General features: G+C 67.6%; 21 protein-coding genes and 1 pseudogene. 7 read left to right on the top strand and 15 right to left on the bottom strand.

Annotated elements, in window-relative coordinates; translation table 11 throughout:
- Positions 1-77: 77 nt before the first annotated feature.
- From QMX81_RS07200 to mdcA, 8 genes are all read right to left on the bottom strand, one after another.
- Positions 78-1,421, bottom strand: a complete 1,344-nt coding sequence (locus QMX81_RS07200; RefSeq protein WP_019184589.1) for an SLC13 family permease — start codon at positions 1,419-1,421, stop codon at positions 78-80.
- An 87-nt stretch (positions 1,422-1,508) separates the two neighbouring features.
- Positions 1,509-2,426, bottom strand: a complete 918-nt coding sequence (gene mdcH, locus QMX81_RS07195; protein WP_152154297.1) for a malonate decarboxylase subunit epsilon — start codon at positions 2,424-2,426, stop codon at positions 1,509-1,511.
- A complete protein-coding gene (gene mdcB, locus QMX81_RS07190; protein ID WP_282260066.1) occupies positions 2,423-3,289 on the bottom strand; it encodes a triphosphoribosyl-dephospho-CoA synthase MdcB in 867 nt (288 codons plus the stop codon). The genes mdcH and mdcB overlap by 4 nt, the downstream gene beginning before the upstream one ends.
- Complete coding sequence (mdcG, locus tag QMX81_RS07185; protein WP_282260064.1) at positions 3,286-3,924, bottom strand: malonate decarboxylase holo-[acyl-carrier-protein] synthase; 639 nt, start codon at positions 3,922-3,924, stop codon at positions 3,286-3,288. Before mdcG ends, mdcB begins: the two co-directional genes overlap by 4 nt.
- Positions 3,925-3,927: 3 nt before the next feature.
- Positions 3,928-4,632, bottom strand: coding sequence for a biotin-independent malonate decarboxylase subunit gamma (gene mdcE / locus QMX81_RS07180; RefSeq protein WP_282260062.1), 705 nt, complete (start codon positions 4,630-4,632; stop codon positions 3,928-3,930).
- Positions 4,623-5,519, bottom strand: coding sequence for a biotin-independent malonate decarboxylase subunit beta (locus tag QMX81_RS07175; protein ID WP_282260061.1), 897 nt, complete (start codon positions 5,517-5,519; stop codon positions 4,623-4,625). Before QMX81_RS07175 ends, mdcE begins: the two co-directional genes overlap by 10 nt.
- Positions 5,516-5,836, bottom strand: coding sequence for a malonate decarboxylase acyl carrier protein (gene mdcC, locus QMX81_RS07170; protein ID WP_282260060.1), 321 nt, complete (start codon positions 5,834-5,836; stop codon positions 5,516-5,518). The genes QMX81_RS07175 and mdcC overlap by 4 nt, the downstream gene beginning before the upstream one ends.
- 10 nt (positions 5,837-5,846) lie before the next feature.
- Positions 5,847-7,490 (bottom strand): malonate decarboxylase subunit alpha, encoded by a 1,644-nt coding sequence (mdcA, locus tag QMX81_RS07165; RefSeq protein ID WP_282260058.1) that lies wholly within the window; start codon positions 7,488-7,490, stop codon positions 5,847-5,849.
- Positions 7,491-7,730: 240 nt separating this feature from the next.
- Between mdcA and QMX81_RS07160 the strand changes: the two are divergent.
- Positions 7,731-7,931: pseudogene (locus tag QMX81_RS07160) on the top strand (addiction module antidote protein); the annotation flags it as partial.
- Between the two features lie 8 nt (positions 7,932-7,939).
- Here the strand turns inward: QMX81_RS07160 and QMX81_RS07155 are convergent.
- From QMX81_RS07155 to QMX81_RS07130, 6 genes are all read right to left on the bottom strand, one after another.
- Entirely contained in the window at positions 7,940-8,545 is a 606-nt protein-coding gene (locus QMX81_RS07155) for a DUF2894 domain-containing protein (protein WP_282260056.1), read from the bottom strand.
- On the bottom strand, positions 8,535-9,182 hold the full coding sequence (locus QMX81_RS07150; RefSeq protein ID WP_121036897.1) for an OmpA family protein: 648 nt from the start codon (positions 9,180-9,182) through the stop codon (positions 8,535-8,537). Before QMX81_RS07150 ends, QMX81_RS07155 begins: the two co-directional genes overlap by 11 nt.
- Positions 9,179-11,584: a DUF802 domain-containing protein gene (locus QMX81_RS07145; RefSeq protein WP_282260053.1), complete on the bottom strand. Its 2,406-nt coding sequence runs from the start codon at positions 11,582-11,584 to the stop codon at positions 9,179-9,181. Before QMX81_RS07145 ends, QMX81_RS07150 begins: the two co-directional genes overlap by 4 nt.
- A gap of 10 nt (positions 11,585-11,594) precedes the next feature.
- Positions 11,595-12,272 (bottom strand): DUF3348 domain-containing protein, encoded by a 678-nt coding sequence (locus tag QMX81_RS07140; protein WP_121036895.1) that lies wholly within the window; start codon positions 12,270-12,272, stop codon positions 11,595-11,597.
- Between the two features lie 78 nt (positions 12,273-12,350).
- Entirely contained in the window at positions 12,351-13,535 is a 1,185-nt protein-coding gene (locus QMX81_RS07135; protein ID WP_282260049.1) for a hypothetical protein, read from the bottom strand.
- 75 nt (positions 13,536-13,610) lie between these two features.
- Positions 13,611-14,735: an MFS transporter gene (locus QMX81_RS07130; RefSeq protein ID WP_282260047.1), complete on the bottom strand. Its 1,125-nt coding sequence runs from the start codon at positions 14,733-14,735 to the stop codon at positions 13,611-13,613.
- 382 nt (positions 14,736-15,117) lie between these two features.
- Here QMX81_RS07130 and QMX81_RS07125 point away from each other — a divergent pair, with 382 nt between their 5' ends.
- The 6 genes from QMX81_RS07125 to QMX81_RS07100 all read left to right on the top strand — a co-directional run bounded on the left by QMX81_RS07125 (position 15,118) and on the right by QMX81_RS07100 (position 21,150).
- Positions 15,118-15,531, top strand: coding sequence for a host attachment family protein (locus QMX81_RS07125; RefSeq protein WP_152154312.1), 414 nt, complete (start codon positions 15,118-15,120; stop codon positions 15,529-15,531).
- Positions 15,532-15,540: 9 nt separating this feature from the next.
- A complete protein-coding gene (locus QMX81_RS07120; RefSeq protein WP_282260043.1) occupies positions 15,541-15,870 on the top strand; it encodes a thioredoxin family protein in 330 nt (109 codons plus the stop codon).
- Between the two features lie 280 nt (positions 15,871-16,150).
- Positions 16,151-17,638, top strand: coding sequence for a glycine betaine/L-proline transporter ProP (gene proP, locus QMX81_RS07115; RefSeq protein WP_121036890.1), 1,488 nt, complete (start codon positions 16,151-16,153; stop codon positions 17,636-17,638).
- A gap of 154 nt (positions 17,639-17,792) precedes the next feature.
- A complete protein-coding gene (locus QMX81_RS07110) occupies positions 17,793-20,087 on the top strand; it encodes a GH92 family glycosyl hydrolase (RefSeq protein ID WP_282260070.1) in 2,295 nt (764 codons plus the stop codon).
- A gap of 94 nt (positions 20,088-20,181) precedes the next feature.
- Positions 20,182-20,523, top strand: coding sequence for a type II toxin-antitoxin system prevent-host-death family antitoxin (locus QMX81_RS07105; RefSeq protein WP_121036888.1), 342 nt, complete (start codon positions 20,182-20,184; stop codon positions 20,521-20,523).
- A gap of 3 nt (positions 20,524-20,526) precedes the next feature.
- Positions 20,527-21,150, top strand: a complete 624-nt coding sequence (locus QMX81_RS07100; RefSeq protein ID WP_121036887.1) for a hypothetical protein — start codon at positions 20,527-20,529, stop codon at positions 21,148-21,150.
- A gap of 32 nt (positions 21,151-21,182) precedes the next feature.
- Here QMX81_RS07100 and QMX81_RS07095 read toward each other — a convergent pair whose 3' ends face one another.
- Entirely contained in the window at positions 21,183-22,262 is a 1,080-nt protein-coding gene (locus tag QMX81_RS07095; protein ID WP_152154320.1) for a catalase family protein, read from the bottom strand.
- Positions 22,263-22,267 lie beyond the last annotated feature (5 nt).

Below are 22,267 nucleotides of genomic sequence, written 5' to 3'. Positions count from 1 at the left end.
GGCCGGGGGCCGGGGCGGCGCCGCCGCGGCGGCCCGGGCGCGCCCCCCCCCCCCCCCCCCCCCCCCCCCCCGCAGGGTTACATCCAGCCTGGAACCACGAACAGCAGCCACGCCAGCAACGGGCCGAAGGCGACGACCAGACCGCTGTAGACCAGGAAGCGGCGGAACAGCGCTTCGCGCTCTTCCTTCGCGGCCGAGGCCACGACCAGCGCACCGTTGGTGGAGAACGGGCTCACGTCCACTACGGTGGAGGAGATCGCCAAGGCGCAGATCACCCCCGCAGCGCTCAGATGCCCCTGCATCAGGAACGGCACGGCCAGGGGAATCGTGGCGCCCAGCACCGCCGCCGAGGACGCGAACGCCGACACGATGCCGCCGACATAGCAGACCAGCAGCGCACCCAGCAGGGGGATGCCGATCGCCCCCACGCCATGCCCGATGTAATCCACCGCGCCGGCCTGCTGCAGCACGGCCACGTAGGTGACCACGCCGCTGATCAGCAGCACGGTCGACCAGCTGATGCCATCCACCGCGCCCTTCTGTGAGTTCGGCGAGAGCAGGGCCAGCACCACCGCGACGGTGATCGAGACCAGGCCGACGTTGAGGTTGTAGACCAGTGCGGCGATGCCCAGGCCCAGCAGGCCGATCAGGGTGAACACGCGCTCACGGTTGATGCGCACGTCATCCAGCGCGTCCGGATCATTGGAGAGCGTGCCACCACCGGCCGAGACCAGGGCACCGTGACCTTCGATCGCAAACTGGCGTGAGGAGGCCTGGCTGCCGGCGACCAGCGGTTCGGTCGCCGTCGGTGCGCGACGCATCAGCGCCAGCCCGCCAAAGGCGAAGAAGCAGATGATGCCCATCAGCAGGTTGAAGCCCAGGCTGGTCAGGAACACGGCCATTTCCGTGACTTCCAGGCCGGCCTTCTGCACCACCTGGTTGGTGATGCCGCCATACACGCTGATCGGCGAGAAGCCACCGGCCTGCGCGCCATGGATCACCAGCAGGCCCATCATCAGCGGGTTGATCTTGTACTGCTTGGCAAAGCGCAGCGCGACCGGACCGATGATCGCCACCGCGGCCGGGCCGAGCGCGCCGAAGGCGGTCAGCACCGCGGTGACCACGAACATCACCCACGGGATGGCCACGATGTGCCCGCGCACGGCCTTGACTGCCCAATGCACGAGCAGATCGATGGTGCCGTTCTTCTGTGCGATGGCGAACAGGTAGGTGATGCCGACCAGGGTCAGGAACAGGTCGCCCGGGAAGCCGGCCAACACCTCCTTGCCCTCCATCCCGACGAACAGGCCGCCGATGATGAAGGCCAGCGCGAAGGCCACCGCACCCATGTTGATGGGCAGCGCGGTGGCCACGATGAACATGATCACCAAGCCGATGATCGTTGCGATTTGCGGACTCATGCGCCCTCCCGAGACACTTGATACGCGTGCAGCATGATGGCGACCCGCCATCCGGGGTTACGTGGTGCTGCGGTTACCGGCAGACCTTCATGCGCGTGCGCATGCACCGTCCACCCACTCCAGAACGCCCTCCAGCGTCTGGAAATCCTCCACGGAACGCGCCTCGAGCTGCGGATGCAGCTCGCGTGCACGACGGCTCAACGCCGCGCCCGGGCCCAGTTCCAGAAATACGCGCCCACCGCGCTCGACCGCCTGCTGCAGCACGGTCTGCCACTGCACGGACTGGGCGATCTGCGCCGACAAGGTGCTCACGACACGCCCAACATCGCTGACCAGGCGGCCGTCGATGCCGGCCAGCAGGCGCAGATGGGGGGCGTGCAGTGGCAGTGCGCGCAACGGCTTCTCAAAGCCCTGCGCCGCTGCGGCCAGCAACGGGGTATGCGCGGGCACATCCACTGGCAGCGGGACGGTCCGGGCACCGTGGGCAGCCACGTCGGCGGCGACGGCCTCCAGCCCAGGCCGCAGGCCGCCAACGACCACGTGGTCGGGCCCGTTGACGATGGCCAGGAACACCCCGTGCGTCGCGCACAGATGTGCGATGTGAGCCTCGTCCAGCCCGATCACCGCCAGCAAGCCGGCATCGACCGGCGCTGCAGCGTCCATCAACCGGGCGCGCTCGCGCGACAGCGCCAGACAGGCGGCCGTGTCGAAGCTGCCCGCCACCGCGTGCGCGGCCAGCTCGCCGGCGCTGTAGCCGGCGACGGCGGTGATGGCCGGCAGCTGCGTCTGCAACGCCGCCCAATGTGCCAGCGCCGCGGCGCAGACCAGCGGCTGGGCCACTGCGTTGTGGAAGCGCGACGCATCGGCCGCCATCTGTGCGACGGGTGCGCCGAGCAGCGTGCTGGCCAGATCGAGCACCGGCTGCGCCTGCGCATTCGCGCGCACCCGCTTGAACATATCCGGATGCTGGCCGCCTTGACCGGGGCAGAGCAGGACCAGGCTCATGCGCGCTCCTGCAGGTGCAGGAACCACGCGCAGGCCAGCAGATCGGCGCTGCCGCCCGGGCTGAGTCGACGCGCTTCGAACGCGTCGCACACCGCCCCGAGCCGTGCCCGCCAGCCGGACTCGAGCGCGCCGCCCTCGGCAAGGAAGCGACGTGCCTGCTGCTGTGCAAAAGCCAGCCCGCGTTCGCCGCCGCGATGCAGGAGGTTGAGATCGGTAGTGACCGCGACGAGCGACATCAGTGTCTGCACCATCGCGGTCTGCCGGTCACCGGTGGCGCGCAGGGTGGCCTGCAGGGTGGGCAGGGCCACCTCGCGCAGCAGCGGGAATCCCTGCGCCGCCTGTTCGCGCACGCCGGGCACGCCATGCCGCTGGCGGGCGCGCTGGCCAGGGCTGGTGCTGTTCAACGGTGCGGCGAGCAGCGCGGACGCCCAGTGCCCGCGCACCGCATGACAGACCGCAGTGCCTTGGGGCGCAGCATGCTCGACATGACGCAGACGCGCGGACGCGGCGACCAGCAGGCCGAGACTGAAGATCGCGCCGCGATGGGTGTTGATGCCACCCGTCGCCCGCAGCATTGAGGCTTCCGCCTCGATGCCGAGCATGCGCAGATCATCGAACGGCACGTTGTGCGCACCGGCGGCGGCGACCGCCACGAAATAGCCACGCAGCGCGAACAGGCTGCGCAGGAAGGTGGCCGCGTCCATGTCATCGTGGCTGCCGCGGCTCCACGGTGTGACCAACCCGGGTTTGGGGGCGCAGGCCAGTTCGGCATGCAGGCTGGTGATCGCCATCCGGGCCAGCCGATGCGCAGCCGCCGTGGGGGAGGGCGGTGGCAACGGGGCGGGGTGCGGCACGGCGTTCATGCGGCCACCGGCTGCGTGAGCAGGGCATCGCGTGTGGACAACCAGCAGGCGTCATCCGATTTGACGAGGAGGCGGGCGGCACCGCCGGCGTACTCGCGCCAGCTTACGCATCGCCCGCCGGGGAAACGCAGCTCGCCATCGATGCGCAGGCCGTGCTCGCGTTCCCAGCGGCGCATGCGTTCGGTGAGCGCCGCGGCGTGCGTGTGCTCGGTGATCTGCCACAGCAGGTCCAGATCGGAGCCGGCGTGCAGATACGGCAGGCCGGTCAGGCTTTGCCAGGCGAAGCTGCCGAACACGCGGGGCGGTGGGGTGGGCTCGGGCAGGTCGGCCAGCAAGGGAGGCAGCGCATCGCGCCAGGGGGCGGCCAGTGCTTCGGCGACCTCGGGCAGCAACGGCGGCGGCGAGGTGCGCTGCACGTGGGTGCGTTCGATCCGCAGCGACAGCCGCTGGCGCTGCTCGGCCAAGGGCAACGGCACACCCAGCCGCAGCTGATCGCCATCAGTGACCGGATCGCGTCGCGCCACGACGAAGGGCAGGCGTGCTTCGGCCCACGCCCGCAGGCGCGCATCCGCGCCCGGGGTCAGCACCTGCCACGGTGCCTGCGGATCGAGCCAGACCAGGTCGTGGCGGCGCATGGTTCAGGCCTCGCCCGCGGCCACGGCAGCGGCGACATCGCGTGCCAACAGGCGGCCACCACGCTCGGCGCCCCGTTCGCGGCGTTGATCGCCGGTGATCGGCGCCTGCAGCGCCTCCACCAGCGCCTGCGCGAGGTCGCCCTCCCAGACGGCCTCCACTGCGCCCATGCGGACGTAGTTCTCCACGCCCGGCGCGAACACCGGCGAGCTTTGGCTCAGTGCCTGCAGCTTCTCCAGCGGTTGCTTGGTGACGCGGGCCATCGCGCGCAGATCCATCACCCGCACCTGCGCTTCGGGCAGGGCGAAGATGCGATCAGCCATCAGCCCGAACGACAGGAAGCCGCCGCTCACGGACTCGCCATACACCAGGCTGACCAGTGGCGCGCCGCGGCGGCGGGCCAGATCCAACGTGCGCGCCAGGTGCGCGAAGTAACTGTTGATGCCGAGCATTTCATCGCGGCGCGCCAGGCGCTGACCGGCGGTATCCACCAGCATCACGATCGGCCGCTGCGGATATGCGCGGGTGCTGGCGAGCACGGTGGCGGCCAGCGCCAATGCGTGATCGACCCCCACCTCCAGCTTGTTGGCGGTGCCGATCACAGTGACCTCGCCGGCGGCGGTGGTGGCGGTACCGCCCAGCACATCGTCCTCACGGGTAACCGCGTGGCCGAGCGGGAACAGGGCATCGAGCAGGGGCGTCAGTTCCATGGCAGGCCCCGGTCCTTGACGGCGTCAAGGAAGTCAGCGGTCTCCAGCAGCGGCAGCTGCTCGGCATCGGCAATGCCCTGCAGGCGCCAGACCTCCAGGCCATCACGGCAGCCGCCATAGGCGTTGATCCGGGCACCCAGCTGGGCCTGCGCCTGTTCCAGCGCGACCAGCGGATCCTGCGGCTCGGCATGTGTGGTCATCAGCGCCGTGGCGGCATCGGCAAAGGCCTCGATGCGATCCGGCACGAGCTGCACGGCATCGCCGATCAGATAGCGGTGTTTGCCGCCGGTCACGCGCCACACCAGGGCACGGTCACGCGAGTCGAACTCTTCCACGCCGCGCACGGTCTCGATCACTTCCGGGCCGGACAGCGAGAGACGGCCTTCTTCGGACATCACCACCGCCGTGCAGCAGCGGGCAACGATGCCCATGCCACCGAACGCGCCGTTGCCGCTGCCGATCAGGGCGAACACCGGAATGCCGGCGGCGCGCGTGGCCAGTACCGCCCGCATGATTTCGGAAATGGCGATCAGGCCCGCGTTGGCTTCATGCAGGCGCACGCCGCCACTGTCGAGCAGCAGCAGTACCGCCTCTGGACGCACCGCAACGGCACGCTCCAGCAGGCCGGTGAGCTTGGCGCCGTGCACTTCGCCCACGCCGCCGCCCATGAATTGGCCCTGCTGCGCGGCGATCAGCACGCTGCGTCCGTTCAAACTGCCCGTGCCGACCACGATGCCGTCATCGAACGCGCCCGGTTGATCCAGCTGGGCCAGGTGCGGGCTGATGATGCGGCGGGCCGGGCCGACGAACTCGCTGAAGCTGCCGGCATCGAGCAGGCCGTGGATACGCTCGCGGGCATCGGCCTCGTAAAAGCTGTGACTGCTCACGCGGCGTCTCCTTCCTGCAGAGTTTCCAGCGCCTGCTGCAACCGCAGGCTGACCACCGCCGGGGTCGCACCGGCATCGTTGATCGACAACCGCACATTGCGCAGCGGGTGGCGGGCGGCAAAATCGGCCAGCACGGCCTGCCAGATGGTGTCGAAGCCGGTGGCCGAGGTGAGCACCTCGATCTCCATTGCGCCGTCCAGCGGGGTGGGTTCGATCAGCACTTCCAGATTGCCCGAGGCGACCACGCCGACCAGCGCGTGGTGATCTCGCTCGGTGAGATCGTGCTGCCCGGGGAAGCGATAACGCAGGGTTTCCATGGCGTGCCCCTTACCAGTTGCGGAAGCGTTTGGGCGGGTTGTACAACCCACCGGACCAACGCACGAGATCCTTGACCGAGCGCGCGGCGAGCAGGTCGCGGCTGGCATCGCGGGTGCGGATGCCGAGGTCTTCGGGGCGGCGGATGATGCCGCGGTCGCGCAGGTTCTCGACCATCGCGCGGTCGCGGCCCAGGCCGACCGCGGTGTAGCCGGCCACGCCGCGGATCGCCTGTTCGCGTTCCTCCGGGCTGCGGCACAGCAGCAGGTTGGCGATGCCCTCTTCGGTCAGTACGTGGGTGACGTCATCGCCGTAGATCATCACCGGCGGCAGCGGCATCTTGGCGCGCTCGGCCAGGTCCCATGCATCCAGACGCTCCACGAAGGCCGGCGCCATGTGCTCGCGGAAGGTTTCCACCATCTGCACGACCAGCTTGCGCCCGCGCGGCATCTGCCCGGGCAGGGCCGCTTCCTGGCCCGCCTTCAGCCAGGCCGGGCTGGCATGGCGGCGGCCGCGGGCATCCGAGCCCATGTTGGGCGCGCCGCCGAAGCCGGCGATGCGATCACGGGTGGCGGTGGAACTATTGCCCTGCAGATCGATCTGCAGGGTGGAGCCGATGAACATGTCGCAGGCGTACAGCCCGGCGGTCTGCGAGAACGCGCGGTTGGAGCGCATGCTGCCATCGCTGCCGGTGAAGAAGACATCCGAGCGCGCCTCGATGTAGCGCTCCATCCCCAGTTCCGAGCCGAACGAGTGCACCGACTGCACGAAGCCGGATTCGATCGCCGGGATCAGCGCGGGGTGCGGATTGAGCGCCCAGTGCGTGCCGATCTTGCCCTTCAGGCCCAGCGATTCGGCATAGGTCGGCAGCAGCAACTCGATCGCGGCGGTATCGAAGCCGATGCCGTGGTTGAGGCGCTGCACACCGTACTCGGCGTAGATGCCCTTGATGGCCATCATGGCCATCAGCACCTGGATCTCGGAGATCTGTGCCGGGTCGCGGGTGAACAGCGGCTCGATGTAGTTCGGGCGAGGCGCCTCGGTGACGAAGTTGACCCAATCGGCCGGGATATCGACGCGGGGGAGGGTGTCGACGATTTCGTTGACCTGCGCGATCACGATGCCGCCACGGAACGCGGTGGCCTCGACGATCACGGGGGTGTCTTCGGTGTTGGGGCCGGTGTAGAGATTGCCGTGGCGGTCAGCGGCCTGGGCGGCGATCAGCGCGACCTGCGGGGTGAGATCGATGAAGTAGCGGCCGAACAGTTCGAGATAGGTGTGGATCGCCCCGATCTCGATCCGGCCTTCGGCAACCAGATTGGCGAGCCGGCCGCTCTGCGGGCCGGAGAACGAGAAGTCCAGGCGCTGGGCGATGCCGCGCTCGAAGACATCCAGGTGCGAGGGCAGGGACAGCACGGACTGGACCATGTGCAGGCCGTGGACCTGCGCCGGATCGAGCTGGGCCAGGCACTCGGCCAGGAAATCGGCCTGCTTCTGGTTGTTGCCCTCCAGGCAGACCCGGTCGCCGGGTTCCAGCACGGTGTGCAGGAGCTGTGGGACCTCCGCATACGGCACCAGGCGCCCAAGGCCGGCATCGGTGGCCCGCTGCAGCCGTGCCTGGCGGCGATCCGCAAGCGTGTTCCAGTCTCGAGCCATCTGCTGCCTCTACATAATTACGCTGTAATTACGAAACTACCATCCAAGATTGGCGGGGGCAAGGGGGCTGGAATGAGATTGCTGGAACGGCGTATTCATGTTTGCAGCGTTGAATGCCTGCCTCGTTCAAAATGCGTGTTGACCGAGCGCCCGCGCGGACCCTACCCAGGGCGCTTGGACGAGTTGTAGCCGGTGGGCTACAAAAGACAATAGCCCCGAATGGTTCGGAGTACAGATGCCATGGCAATGAACAAGAAAACGCGCTTGGAGACATTTGATGTGGCCGAGCACCTGCGAACACCCGACGAGATGGCGGCGTATCTCGATGCTTGCATCATCGAAAGTGACGGCGATGCGGCGTTCATCGCCAAGGCGCTTGGGGAGATCGCGCGCGCGCAAGGCATGAGTAAAGTGGCGCGTGATGCGGGTCTGTCGCGTGACCCTGACGATCAGCTAGGCGCCTTACCCGCACGCGGCCGCCGCGGCTTCGCCCCCCGCGGCACCACCTTCGGGGTTGCCACAAGCACGCCCCACTGATGCAGATGCTCCATGCCGGACAGCGCATCCAGGTACGCCATGAAGTGCGTCAGATACCCCGGCGAAGTGTCTTTCATCAGCGTCAGCGCGCGATGGACCAGTACACCGGAGTTCAACGGCCCACCATTGGTGGGCATCTGGGCCAGTGATTCCTTGAGCTGGCTGGCATTGCGAAGCCTGGCCCACGTCGCACGGACCTCGCCCAGCACCGGCAATTCCGGATACGCAGCACTGTGCTGCCCGGTCAATTCCGTGACCAGCGCCTGCAGGCCGATGCGCCCGGCTGACGGGCCCGGCGCGGATCGCACCGCTGTCGATGCCTGGGCAATCCGCTCCCTATAGCTCGCCATCAACGCATCCAGCCTGGCCTGCAACAGCGCCTGCACCTCGCCGTCATGCGCCTGCGCGCGGGCATGCAACGCCTCGATCACGGCAAAGCGCGTGCGGTCGATCTGGTCGAGCTTGTCCGCCCGCCAGTTCTCGAGAATCTCAGCGGTTGCGACAGGGTTACGGGGCATCCGCGGCCTTGCTCGCCTTGGGTTTCGGGATCGGGGCGATTTCGACGCGGCGGTTCTTGGCGCGGCCGTCTTCGTCGGCGTTGGAACTCACCGGCTGCTCCGAGCCAAACGCCGCGGCAAACACCGCATCGGACGGCACGCCCTCGGCGATGAGGGTACGGGTCACGGTCAGTGCACGCTCGGCGGAGAGTTCCCAGTTGTCGGCGAAACGCCAGTTGCCGTCGCGCACCTGCTGGTCGTCGGTGAAGCCGCTGACCATGAGGATTTCCTCGCGCGAGGCCAGATAGCCTTTCAACGGCCCGGCCAGACTCTTGAGGACGTCGGCACCTTCCGGCTGCAGCTGGTCCGAGTTCAACGCGAACAGCACATTGCCGCGGATGCCGATGCGGCCATCCACCAGCGTCACACGCCCGGCCGCGAGCGGGCCGGCCAAGGCCTGCTCCAGCGTCTGGCGGCGCTGCACTTCGGCCTGGCGCTGCTTGACCTCTTCATCCAGGCGATGGGTCAGCTCCAGCTGCAGCGCGACCACGCCGACCAGGATCAGCACGAACGCACCGAGCAGCACCGACATCAGGTCGCCGAACGCGGCCCAGATCGGCGCACCTCCGTCGGCCTCGACTTCGATCTCGTCGCTCATGCCGAGGCGGCTCCGGCCTTGCTGCTGCGGCGGCCGGCCAGCTGATGCAGCTCATCGATGATCTGCTTCTGCGAGAGCACGCTGAGGTCGATCACCTCACGCGCCTGGGCAACGTAGTAGGCGAGCTGCTCGTCACTGCGTGCCAGCGAGCCGTCCAGCGAGGCGGCGATCTGGGCCAACCGCTCGTTGAGGCCGTCGCTGGCCGTCCCGAAGGACTGCACGGCGCTGCCCAGCGCATCGGCCAGGCTCGCGACTTCCACCGCGCTGCCGGTGACCTGCGCGGCCACGCTGCCCAGCTTGCCGGTCTCAGCTTCGATGTGATCGGTGAAGCGGGTGCCAACCCGGTCCAGCAGTTCGGCCGAGGTCGATACCAGTGCATCGACGGCGACGCGCTGCTCGTTGGCGGCGTGGTTGACCGCATCCAGCAGGGTTTCCACGGTCGCCAGCAGACGGCTGCGTTCTTCCAGCGTGGCGGTGTCGCGGACCAGGCTGTCGGAGAGTTTGCTGCGCAGCTCGGCAACGACATCGGCCGCGGCCTTGGGCGCTTCCGAAGCGGCCTGCACCAGCCGCGAGATTTCGCTGATCGTCTCGCTGGCGTGCGCCTGGGCCTGCTGGGTGATGTCGTTGGCGGTGCGGGCGAGGGTGTCGCAGATCTCCTGCTGACGGCTGGCCACGCTGGCGCCGGTCTGCTCCCAGCGTTCGCCGAGGCTGGCGCTCATGCCGGTGAAGGCATCGGTCCACACGCTCAGGCGCTGTTGATCGCGCGCTTCCAGTGCGTCCTGCAGCTGGGTATGTGAGTGCTGCATCGCCTCGCCGAGCGAGACCGCCTGCGCCTGCAGCGTCGCGGCGGCGGCATCCAGCGCGTGCTGGTGGCGCTCGCTCAGTGCGGTCGCAGCGGCATCCTGGCGCGCGAGGGCGTGCTGCCATGCCTCGGCGATCTGCGCGGTGGTGGCCTCCATGCGGCTGCCGACCGCGTCGATCAGGCCGGTGGCCCGGGCGTCATGTGTGTCGGTGAAGCTGGACAGTGCGCTGCGCAGATCGGCAGTCAGCGCGGCATGGGTCTGCTGCTGCGCAGCCTGAGCCTCCTGCCAGCGCTGCGCGGTCGCGTTGAGCTCGGTCGAGACGGCTTCAAGCAACGCGCTGGAGCGCTCGCCATGCTGCTCGGCGAACTGGGCCAGTGCACTGCGCAGCTCGGTCGCCATGGCTTCATTGGTCTGCTGCTGTGCGGACTGTGCCGCCTGCCAACCGTCAGCGGTGCTGACCAGCTTCGCGGAGACCGCATCGAGCAGGCCAAGTGCGCGTTGATCATGCTGCGCGGTGAACCCGTCCAGCGCGGCGCGCAGGTCGGTGGTCAGGGCGGTATTGGTTTGCTGCTGGCTGTCCAGCGCGGCTTGCCAGGACGCGGCGGTGGCGGCACGGCTGGCATCGAAACCCTGAGTCAAACCGGCCAACTGGCGCTGCACCGCATCGGTCACCGTTTCGTGCATGGTGGCGTTGGCACGCGCGATGCCGGCGAGCGTGGTGTCCATCACCGGCTGCAAGGCCGCACCGACCGCACGTGCGCTCTCGGCGACGCTGGCCTTGAGCGATTGTTCGATCGCCGCAGTCAGGCGGGCATATTCCTCGTCCGCCTTGGCATGGAAACGCTGCTGGTTAGCCAGCAGGCGGTCACCCGAGGCGCTGCTTTGCTGCTCGATCGCGGTGGTCATGGCCTGCAGCCGATCCACCAGCGCCGGCATCAGTTCGGCCTGTTGCTGCAGCAAACGGAAGGCTTCATTGCGCTGCCAGGATTGCGAATGCGTGTGCAGGGTGGTGGCGATCTCCACGTCCAGCCGCTGCACCGCTTCCAGACGTTCACGCCGGCACAGGGCCGAGAGCAGGCCCAGCATCGCGGAGGTGGCGACACCGGCGATCGAGGTGCCGAAGGCGACCGCAAGGCCCTCCACCGGCGCACCCAGCGAGCCGCGGATGGCCTGCAGGTCGGTCGCGCTTTCCAGCGCCAGTCCGGTGCCGCGCAGCGTCGCCATCATGCCGAGCAGGGTGCCGAGCATGCCCAGCAGCACCAGCAGCCCGACCAGGTACGGGGTCAGGACCGGGCCGGGCAGGGCAACGCGCTCGCCTTCCACGCGCAGGCGCACCGCGTTGCGCAGGCTGGGATGCAGCTGGCCCAGCCAGGTGGCGAGCCCGGCGCTGGCGGTGCCCGCACTGGTGCTGGCTGCCGTGAGCGAGGCGGTCGCCTGCCGGTAGCGATACAGCTCGAGGCCACCGGCGAGGTAGCAGATAGCGATCAGCAGGGCGACCGCGAAACCGACCGGATTGGTGCTGGCATAGCCCGCGCCGATCCAGCACACCGCAACAAGGCCAAGCAGGAAAACAACGTAGTGAAGACTGGTTCTGAACATGACGTCCCGGTTAGTGGGTGCGAAGCGCTGCAAGCAGGCCTTCGATCGGTTGAAAACGGATATCCAGCTCGGCCAGCAGCAGGCTCTGCATGTCGCGGCGGAACACCTCGAGCCAGGCATCATCGGTGCCGTTATCGCGCAGGCGTTCGAAATGCACCCTCAGCAGCACCGGCACCTTGGCCAGCAGGCTGTACTCCCGCGCACTCAGGGTCTGCTCCATCAGCGCATCCACCTCGGCCAGGCGCGCCATCTCGGGCGAGCTGCGGGTCAGCATGTCGCGCAGGCGCCCCCGCAGACGGCTGGTGGCGCTGAGCATGGCGCGCTGCAGGCTGAGATAGCGCTCGCCGTACACGGTGTATTCGATGGGGGCGTCGGCACCGTCGGCGTCAACCACCCGGCGAGGCGGTTTGGTGGGCTCAGGTTCCTGAACAATACTCGCCTCCAGCGCCGCGCGGATCCGCTGACATTCCGCGTCCTCGTCTGCATCGAAGTCCGGCCCCTCGACCGCGGCCGGCAGCCGGCCATCGAGCGCCTTGGACAACGTCACCGCCCGCGTCCAGTCCACCCACTCGCTGAGCCGGTCTGACAGGGCAGGGCCCGTCGAAGACAGGTTGCTCTCAGCGAGGCGGGCCAGCAGCCGGATGAAGGCCGGGCCCGGGACAGGCGTCCGTTGCGCGGTTTTGGCCATTGTTCCGGTTAAAACGATGAATTTTACACCGTAATGACCGGTGGCCGCCCGGCCCCGGGGTTCAGCCTCGGCGGGCCCTCACTTCGCCAGCAGGGGCCAATAGCCGTCCAGTTGCCGGCGCTGGCGGGCGGTGAGCTCACGGCCCAGTGCGGTCCTGAGCCGGTCCGCTTCAGCGGGCCGGCCGGTCAGAATCGATTCGCGCGCCAGTTCCAGGCGGGCGCGTTGGCGCACGCTGAGATTACCGAAGGGGTCGAACCAGGAATCCAGACGGCGCACATCCTTCACCCCGGTCCAGGTGAATCGTGCCTCGCCGGCGGCCGCCGCAATCTGTTTGTAACGCCCGATCGCCTCGGCGCGACTGATGCGGCCCTGCAGCAGGTCCAGCCGCGTCGCCAGCAACTGCAGCTCAGCGGTAGCGCTGCTGCCGGAGAGGGCGTCCACCGTTTCGCGCAGGAAGGCATCGTCGCGGTTGCCGGTCTGTGCCTGTCTGCCGAGCAGGTTGAAGCTGGCGACCGCGAAGCGGTACGCCGGCAGTTCCTGCCGCTGGATATCCGCATCGCTCGGGGCACCCAGGCTCGACGGCTGCACCACCACGATGCCGGGCTCATCGGCCAGCACAGCATCGATGTCGCGCTTGTGGAACTCACCGACCACCACGACCACGGTGCCGCCTGGATGCGCCCGCGCGGCCGCCGCGATGCGCTTGGCCTGCAAAAAGGTGCGATACAGGAACAGGCGACGCGGCAGGTCCTGCGCGGTACGTGTCGCTGGGGTGAGGCTCCATTGCGTGGAGCGCGCCACGTTCTGCGGATCGTCGGCGTGGAAAAGGGTCCGGTGCAATTGCGCCGGTTCGGGAAAGGTGAGGAACTGTTGGAAGCCCCGGATCGGCCGGATCTCAGGGATCGCCTCCAGGTCCATGCCGAAGCCCAGTTGCGCGTCTTCCGTCGAGGGATGCCAGTCGAAGGGGCACACGTCGATGTTGCGCTCCCGGGCGAACGGCACCACCACGTCCTGCACTTCGTAGGTGAACTCATAGAAATCGTTACGCGCAAATGCCTCCGGCGATCGCTCTATGCAGATCGCATCGGGTGCAGCGCGATCCAGGAACGCCGCCAGCACCGCCGGCCGATCCTCGCGCGCCACCAGTTGTGCGGCATGATCCACGCCCAGCACGATCACCTGGGTTGCCGCTTCAGGCGGAGCGCCCCTTGCCGGCAGCGATAGCATTGCCAACACCACACCCACGACCAACATCCTGTTCATTACGGCTCCTGTGCACACGTTGTGTTTCACAGGGTGGCAGGGTGCAGAGCCGAATGCAGGTGCCGGAAGTTGTAGTCAGGTGCGTCTCTTCAACACGGCTACGGCCAGCTCAAGGGCGGCCAAGGCAACCAATGCCCAGATGAACACGGCCTTGCCGGCGGTGACCAGCAGCCAACCGCCGAAGGGCGGGAATCCGAAGATGCCGATGAAATAGGCGACGACAAACCAGGTCAGTGCTGCGTGGCGGTCTTCCTGGCGCGCTCCGTGGACCGCCCAGGTCTGAATCAACGGATAGAGCAGGCCGTAACCGGCGCCGGTGAGGACAGCGGCGGCAATCTGGAACGCCGGATGCACCGGCACCCAGAGCAGGCACGCCAGCCCTGCAATCAGGCAGCCCAACAGACAGCTGATCAACGGGGTCCGCGACCATGTGGGCAGAAGACGTGCCAGCAACAAGCGTGCTATCACGGCGGTGCCGGCGTGAACCGCAAAAAAGGTGGTGGCACTCGCCCGTGTACCTTCGCTCAGCGATCCCTGGAAGGCCATCATGCCGGAGAAGACGGCGCCACCGAATCCGGCCATCACAATCGGACGAATGGCGGCGCTTCTGCCGAGCGTGGCGATGCTGCGCACCCACGGTCGCAGCGCGCCCTCGCGTGGGCAACGCGGTTCACGCAGAGCGAATACGGCCAGCAGCAGTGAGGCCACCAGTCCGCCCACGGCTACACCGATGAATGCAGTACTCAACGGAAACCCGCCGTGTGTCACTGCCAGCGCGAGCAGGATCGGGCTTCCGCAGATACCCGTCATCTGGAACGCGCTGAAGCGGGTGAAGGCAGTGCCCCGGGCGCTATCGGTCAGCCGCTCGGACAAGGCGAGAGGCGCACCTAGATAGAACATTCCCCAGCCCAAGCCAATCAGCAGCGCAGCCAGCCCAGGCAGGTGAGCCGGTTCCAATCCGCGGAGACTGGCCAGCAGGGCATAGCCGCAGGCGAGGGTGAACGCGCCCAGGGCCGCCAGACGCGCCGCATCGATCCGGCCAGCGCTCCAGCCAACCGCAGGAACACCGATCAGGGTGCCGATCAAGGCCATGCCAAGGGTGCTGCCAGCATCGATATCGGTTCCGCCGTGCGCGCGGAACCATAGCGAGATGAGGAAGGTGGCGCCATAGCCCGCGGCGGTGAGCAGCGTGCCCAGCATGATGAACGGCGTCGATCTGGGGTGCATGGCGCATGTGCCTGAAGCAGGGTTGTCGATGCAGCGTCCGCCGTCGATGCGCTCGCTTGCGCGTTGTGCTGTCTGTCGCGACGCGCTTCGCGGGGGGGCAAAAGGCGTGTGCGCAGTTTAGAAAGGCCGGGCATCCGAACAGTAGAGGCAAATGCGTCAGTAAACGGAATCCAAACCACCGCCACGGCTGGCGGATCGACCTGCATCGGCGTTCTTGCGGCGGCGAACGATGCGTGCCTGCGGGGCTGCATACAGGATGCATACATCCCTATGCACTGCGCACACACTCGGTTGCCTACGGTGGACCCAGAGTCAGAGTGCAACCGCGCTCGGCTTTCCCCATAAGGAGTAGATGATGAGTCAGCAGATCCCCGAAGGTACCCTCGTTGTTGTCGCCGATGGCGGCTCGGCCCGCGTGTTCACCAACGTCGGCACGGCGCATAAGCTGCAACTCAAGCAGGAGGGGGAACTGCAGCTGCAGGCCGTCAGCGAAACCGGCGCGTCCGGGCAGGGCCCGTCCGGCTCGGTGCCGCAGGAAATGACGATTTCCCAGCTCAACGAGGCGACGTTTGCCAAGCAGGTTGCGGCGCAGTTGAACGAAGACGCGTTGAAGAACCGCTACGCACATCTGATCCTGATCGCCGATCCGCAGACGCTGGGCCGTATCCGCCCGCTGCTGCACAAGGAAACGCAGGAGCGCCTGATCAAGGATCTCGCCAAGGACTTCACCAACGCGCCGCTGGAGGATATCCAGCGCGCACTGTCCTGAGGACCGCCCATGGCCTTCGTGCGTGAGTACAGCCCATCGGACATCACCCGCGCCGAGATCGATGCGGGCAGCGGATGGGTGCTGCTGGAATTCGGCACCGGCTGGTGCGGCCATTGCAGTGCCGCCCAGCCCCTGTTGCAGAAGTTCCTTGGCGGCTACGATGCGACGCACCTGAAGGTCGAGGATGGGAAGGGGCGGCCATTGGGCCGCTCCTTTGCCGTGAAGCTGTGGCCGACCGTGATCCTGTTTCGCGATGGCCAGGAAATCGCGCGGGCGGTGCGGCCGCATCAGCGCGAGGATCTGGCGCCGCTGATCGACGCGCTGGAACGCGGCCAGTAGCGCCAGGGAAACAGCTTGAAACACGCTGTTCCATGCGCCGCAGACACGCATGGAGGGGATCGAGTGCGCCAAGTGTAGTAATATGGTCCGCTTGATCACCCCCGGGCCATTGCCCGCTTCCTGGTCATCCTTCCCGCAGCGTCGCTGAGTCCACGCGGCCGTCCGGGATCGTCTGTTGCAACCCCTCCTCGCGCATCGCGCTGTGTCATCAGAGGCGGTATTTCCTGTGCCGTGCGCGGGACCTCGGGCGCCGCGATGGCCTGCTTCCAGGAGAAAGCAGATGCAGGACCTGCCTGCCGCACACGCTCATTTCGGCTGGTTCAAACGCCGCCGCCAGATGCATGTCGACGAAGTCACCGTCGTTGATCGCCCCATGTTGAAGAAGGCCGTTGGCGCCGCCGCGCTCGGCAATGCGATGGAGTGGTTCGATTTCGGTGTCTACGGCTACCTCGCCGTCACCCTCGGCCACGTGTTCTTCCCCGACAGCAGCCCGACCGCACAGCTGATCGCCACGTTTGCCACCTTCACCGTCGCCTTCCTGGTGCGCCCGCTGGGCGGCCTGGTGTTCGGCCCGTTGGGTGACAAGTACGGGCGGCAGAAGGTGCTCGCGGCCACCATGATCCTGATGGCTGCCGGTACCTTCAGCATCGGCCTGATTCCCTCGTACGACCGTATCGGCATCTGGGCGCCAGCGCTGTTGCTGCTTGCCCGCATCGTGCAGGGGTTCTCCACCGGCGGTGAGTACGGCGGCGCGGCGACGTTCATCGCCGAGTATTCGACCGACCGCAACCGCGGCCTGATGGGCAGCTGGCTGGAGTTCGGCACGCTGGGTGGCTACATCGCCGGTGCCGGCACGGTCACCGCACTGCACATGGCCCTGAGCAGCACCCAGATGCTGGACTGGGGCTGGCGCATTCCGTTCCTGGTGGCCGGTCCGCTGGGTCTGCTTGGCCTGTACATGCGCATGAAGCTGGAAGAGACACCTGCCTTCCGCGCGTATGCCGAAGAGGCCGAGAAGCGCGATCACGAGCGCCCTGGTCTGGGCGCGCTGTTCCGCGTGCATTGGGCACAGCTGCTGATCTGTGTCGGCCTGGTGCTGGTGTTCAACGTGACCGATTACATGCTGCTCACCTACATGCCCAGCTATCTGAGCGTCACGATGGGCTACGCCGAGAGCAAGGGCCTGCTGCTGATCATCATCGTGATGCTGGTGATGATGCCGCTCAATGTGCTGGGCGGGTTGTTCAGCGATCGCCTGGGCCGCCGCCCGATGATCATTGGTGCCTGCATCGCGCTGTTCCTGCTGGCGATCCCGTGCCTGAAGCTGGTCGGCAGTGGCAATGACTGGCTGATCTTCCTCGGGTTGATGCTGCTCGGCGTGGCGCTGGTGTGCTTCACCAGCTCGATGCCGTCCACGCTGCCGGCGCTGTTCTACACGCCGGTGCGCTACAGCGCGCTGTCGATCGCCTTCAATGTCTCGGTTTCGCTGTTCGGTGGCACCACGCCGTTGGTGACCGCCTGGCTGGTGGAGCGCACCGGCGATCCGCTGGTGCCGGCGTACTACCTGATGGGCGCGGCGGTGATCGGCGTGATCACCATGCTGTTCGTGCGTGAGACGGCCGGGATGCCGCTGCGTGGTTCGCCGCCGGCGGTAGCCAGCGAGGCCGAAGCCCGTGCGCTGATGCACAGCGACGAGCCGGTCACGGTGGATGCGACCCAGCCGACGCTGCCGGTGGCTGCGGTGCCGGAGGATGCGCGTCCCGCGTAGGCGCCGTCCGCTCGGCCCGGCGCCGGCAACACCCGCACCGCAACATGTCAGCTCGATCGGCCAGTGCTAGGATCAACCTCACCTGAATCGATCTAAATTCAACGCCATGACAAAAACGGGGACGGTGCGGTGGTTGGGGCTCGCGGTAGGCGCGATGTTGGTGGCCGGCACGGCCACGGCGGCACCGGCGAAGCTCGGCGAACGCGCCTATGCGGCGGTCGATCCGTTCATCGGCACGGCCGGGGAGGGGCACACCTATCCCGGCGCGACCGTTCCGTTCGGGATGGTGCAGCTCAGCCCGGACACCCGCATCCAGCCGCGCGAGAAGGCGTATGGCTGGGCGGCGGGCTACCGGCATGACGACACCAGCATCGTCGGCTTCTCGCACACGCACTTCTCCGGCAGCGGCCATTCCGATCTGGGCGATGTGCTGCTGATGCCGGTGCGCACCGATGCCAGCCTGGAGCGGGGCGATCCGGACAAACCCGGCAGCGGCTATACCTCGCGCTTCCGCCACGACGACGAGCGCGCCGAACCAGGCTACTACGCCGTCACCCTGGATGATCCGAAGGTGCGCGCCGAGCTGACCACCAGCACCCGCGTCGGCGTGCATCGCTATACCTATCCGGCCAACCAGCCCGCACGCGTGCTGCTGGACCTGCGCACCAGCCTCTACGACTACCCCGGCAAGATCATGTGGTCGCGCCTGCGCGCCCGTGAGGACGGCACCATCACCGGCTTCCGCGAGACCCGCGGCTGGGCACCGGGGCGCCAGCTGTATTTCGCGATGCGCTTCTCGCGGCCGCTGACCGGTCACGCCTTCCACAACACCGAAACCGACATCGCCTACAAAGGCTTCCCGCCGCCGGGGCATCAGAGCCCGGCCCAGCGTGCGCAGATCGAAGGCCGCCAGCTGGTCGGCACCTTCGATTTCGGCACGCTGGACACGCCGCTGGTGGTGACGGTGGCGATCTCGTCGGTCAGCGAGGCCGGTGCGATCGCCAACCTGGAGAGTGAAGTACCGGGCTTCGATTTCGACCGTGTCCGTGCCGAGGCGAAAACGCAATGGACGCAGGCACTGTCGGTGCTGGATATCGACGGCCCCGAGCACGACCGTCGCAGCGCCTACACCGCGCTGTACCACAGCCTGCTCGGGCCGACCGTGTTCATGGACAGCGATGGCCAGTACCGCGGCTCGGACAATGCCGTGCACCGCGCCGAGGGCTATACCAACTACTCGACGTTCTCGCTGTGGGACACCTACCGCGCCCTGCATCCGCTGCTGACCCTGGTGCAGTCGGAGAAGCGCAACAGCGATTTCATCAATTCACTGCTCGCGCACCAGCACAACAGCGCCTACGGGATGCTGCCGGTCTGGGCGTTCCACGGTCAGGAAACCTGGTGCATGATCGGCTACCACGCCGTGCCGGTGATCGCCGATGCCTACCTCAAGGGCATCCGCGGGTTCGATGAGAACAAGGCGTTGGCGGCGATGGTGGCCACCGCGAATTACGGCCCGTACGACGGCATCGCGCAGTACCGCGAGCTGGGCTGGGTGCCGATCGATGAAGAAGGCGAGGCCGCCAGCAAGACACTGGAATATGCGTTCGACGACTGGACCATCGCGCGCATGGCCAAGGCGATGGGCAACACCCAGGTCGCCAGCGAGTTCGAGAAGCGCGCCACGAACTGGCGCAATGCCTATGACAAGGACACCGGTTTCATGCGGGCGCGCAAGCGCGATGGCAGCTTCCGCACGCCGTTCGATCCGAGCGCCAGCGGCTACGGCACGGATTACACCGAAGGCAACGCCTGGCAGTACTCCTGGTACGTGCCGCACGACGTGGCCGGCCTGGCCGCCGCGCACGGGGGCAGCGATGCGCTGCTGGCCCGTCTGGACCAGGTGTTCGAGGCCAAGGTCGACCCGTCCATCTTCGAGCACATGGAAGACATCACCGGCCTGATCGGCTGGTACGCGCACGGCAACGAGCCCAGCCATCACGTGGCCTACCTGTATGCCCATGCCGGCCAGCCGTGGCGCACCCAGGCCCGGCTGAAGCAGATCATGGATACCCAGTACGCCGACCGTCCCGATGGCCTGGCCGGCAATGACGACCTGGGCCAGATGTCGGCGTGGTACGTGTTCACCGCGCTGGGCTTCTACCCGGTGGCGCCGGGCAGCGGCGAGTACATCATCGGCCGTCCGTTCCTGCCCAGGGCGGCGCTGCACCTGCCCAACGGCAGGACCTTCACCATCGTCACCGACGGGCTGGGCAAGGGCCACGACTATGTCGGTTCGGTGACCCTCAATGGCCAGCCGCTGCAGCGCACCTTCCTGCGCCACGACGAGATCCTGGCCGGCGGGGAGCTGCGCTTCACCCTGCAGGCCGAGCCCAACAAGGCCTGGCCGGGGCAGGGCGCCGAGCAGCCGTACTCGATGTCCCACTGACCGGCAGCCGCCCCCCCCCCTCTGGCCAAAATGGGATTTATGTCCAATTTGGCCAGAAGGGGTATAGTGGGCACATCCCGTCCTGGAGCGTGCCATGACCCTGCCACTGGATCTGCCCGGCCTTGAGAAGGCCACGGCCTCGTCGGTGAAAACCCGCGGCTGGCCCAGCCTGATGCGCACCGTCCGCGAGAAGCAGGCACTGGTGATCACCAACCACAATCACCCCGAAGCGGTGATCGTGGACATCAAGACCTACCAGGAACTGCTGGCCAAGGCCGCCGGCGGCGATGCCGACGAGCGCCTGGGCGAGCTGGAACGTCTGCGCGACGCCTTCGATACCACGCTGGCCAGCCTTGGCCGCGATGGCGGGTTGGGCAAGGTACTGGGGCAGCCGATCCGCCGCGGCCGCAAGGTTGCCCTCGGCAGTCCGCTCTGACCGATGGGACGCATTCTGGTGCTGGCCGGCGTCAATGGCGCCGGCAAGAGTTCGCTGCTGGGCATGTGGCTGGAAGAAGAAGGCCTGACCTGGTTCAACCCGGATACGTTCACCCGCCGCCTGGTGGAGACGGGCTGGTCGCTGGGCGAGGCCAATGCCGCGGCGTGGAACGAAGGCGCGCGCCGGCTGCGGCAGGCGATCGACGAAGGCACCGACTTCGCGTTCGAAACCACGCTGGGCGGCAATACCATCCCGCGCCTGCTACGCGAGGCCTGCGACCGCCACGATGTGGCGATCTGGTTCTGCGGCCTGCAGAGCGTGGCGCTGCACATCGAACGCGTGGCCGCACGGGTCAGCCGCGGCGGGCATGATATTCCCGCCGACAAGATCCGCGCCCGCTACGATTCATCGCGCGAGAACCTGCTGGCCCTGCTGCCGCACCTGGCTGAGCTGCACGTCTACGACAACAGTGCCCCGGCCGATGCCGATGGCGCCGAACCGCTGCCCGTGCTGCAGTTGGACCGCAACGGGCTGCACTATCCGGCCTCGGCGATCGAGCTGCTGCAGACCCCGGACTGGGCCAAGCCGATCGTGATGCGCGCCATGGAACTGCACGACATCCGCTGAGGCGCACCTCGCGCCTGCGCCCGAAGCTGGCCTCAGCCCACCGGCTCGTGGATCGGACACCCATTGAACCGCGAGCGGAACTGACGCGAGGCGGCCATCACCACGCGGCGCGCGCGATTCAAACCGCCGAGTGGACGATGCTCGGCCAGCGCGTGCCACGGCGCGAACGCCAGTGCATCCTCGATGCCGGGCGAGGTGTCGGGTTGCCACGCCTGCTGCTGCGCCACGCTCAGGCGCGCCACCGGGAGAAACGGGCTGTCGGCCTCGGGCCAGGCGACCGATGCATCCTCGATCGGCATGCGCTCCACGTCCCGGCACAGCTGCACCCGCAGCTCCCACTCCACCGGATTGGGGAGGTCGGTAAAGAAGGCCACCACCGCCTCGCGCTGTGCATCCTCGTCCGAGCCGATCTTGTCACCGGTCAGTGCGAGCAGGGCAGGTGAGACAGGGGCCAATGAGAATTTGGCCATGTACGGGCCGTAGAGGAAGGGCACCTGGGTGAAGAAGGTCTCCCCCAGCGGGTGATGCTGCGGCTCGCCGCCCATGCCCTTCAACGTGGCGCTTTGCCCGCCGAGCGCTTCAAGCGCCGCCTCCGCACTGCGCAACGTCGCCGAGATCATGCGTTTGGTGCGGGGCATCCGCTCGGTGGTGGCGGCCAGCAGTTTGGCCGCGCGCAGGAAGCCGGCCACGCCGGGTGTGTTGAAGGCCGGGCCGTTGACCATCAGGAAATCCTGCGTGTGCTGTTCTTCGGCACCTTCGGCACGTGGGCCTTCCACGCCGATCACCTTCAGCGCCATCGCGCGTGGAGTGGACACGGCATCGGGGAGCTGCTCGGCCGGCGGGGAGGAAAGGCGCACCCGTGCGTCGTAGCTTCCCGGCCGCGCGAACAGGCCGTGGCGCAGCTCCGCCGGCAATCCATCCAGCACGCGCAGCCGCCCCTTCAACAACCCCTGGCCCTTGGCATGGACCGCACGATGCGCATGGCCTTCCTGCTCGGCCACGGTCAACGCCATGCGCGCGAATACCTCGGTCAGCTCGCGGATGTGCGCGGCTTCGTCCGCGTCGGCGTGTTCGAGCGAGGCGTGGTAGAGAACGGGTGGGCGCAGCGACATGCAAG

The sequence above is a fragment of the Stenotrophomonas sp. PS02301 genome (assembly GCF_029959485.1).
Taxonomy (GTDB): Bacteria; Pseudomonadota; Gammaproteobacteria; order Xanthomonadales; family Xanthomonadaceae; genus Stenotrophomonas; species Stenotrophomonas maltophilia_Z.
The sequence above is the reverse complement of the archived record's forward strand: the minus strand, read 5'-3'. Positions and strand labels throughout refer to the sequence as shown.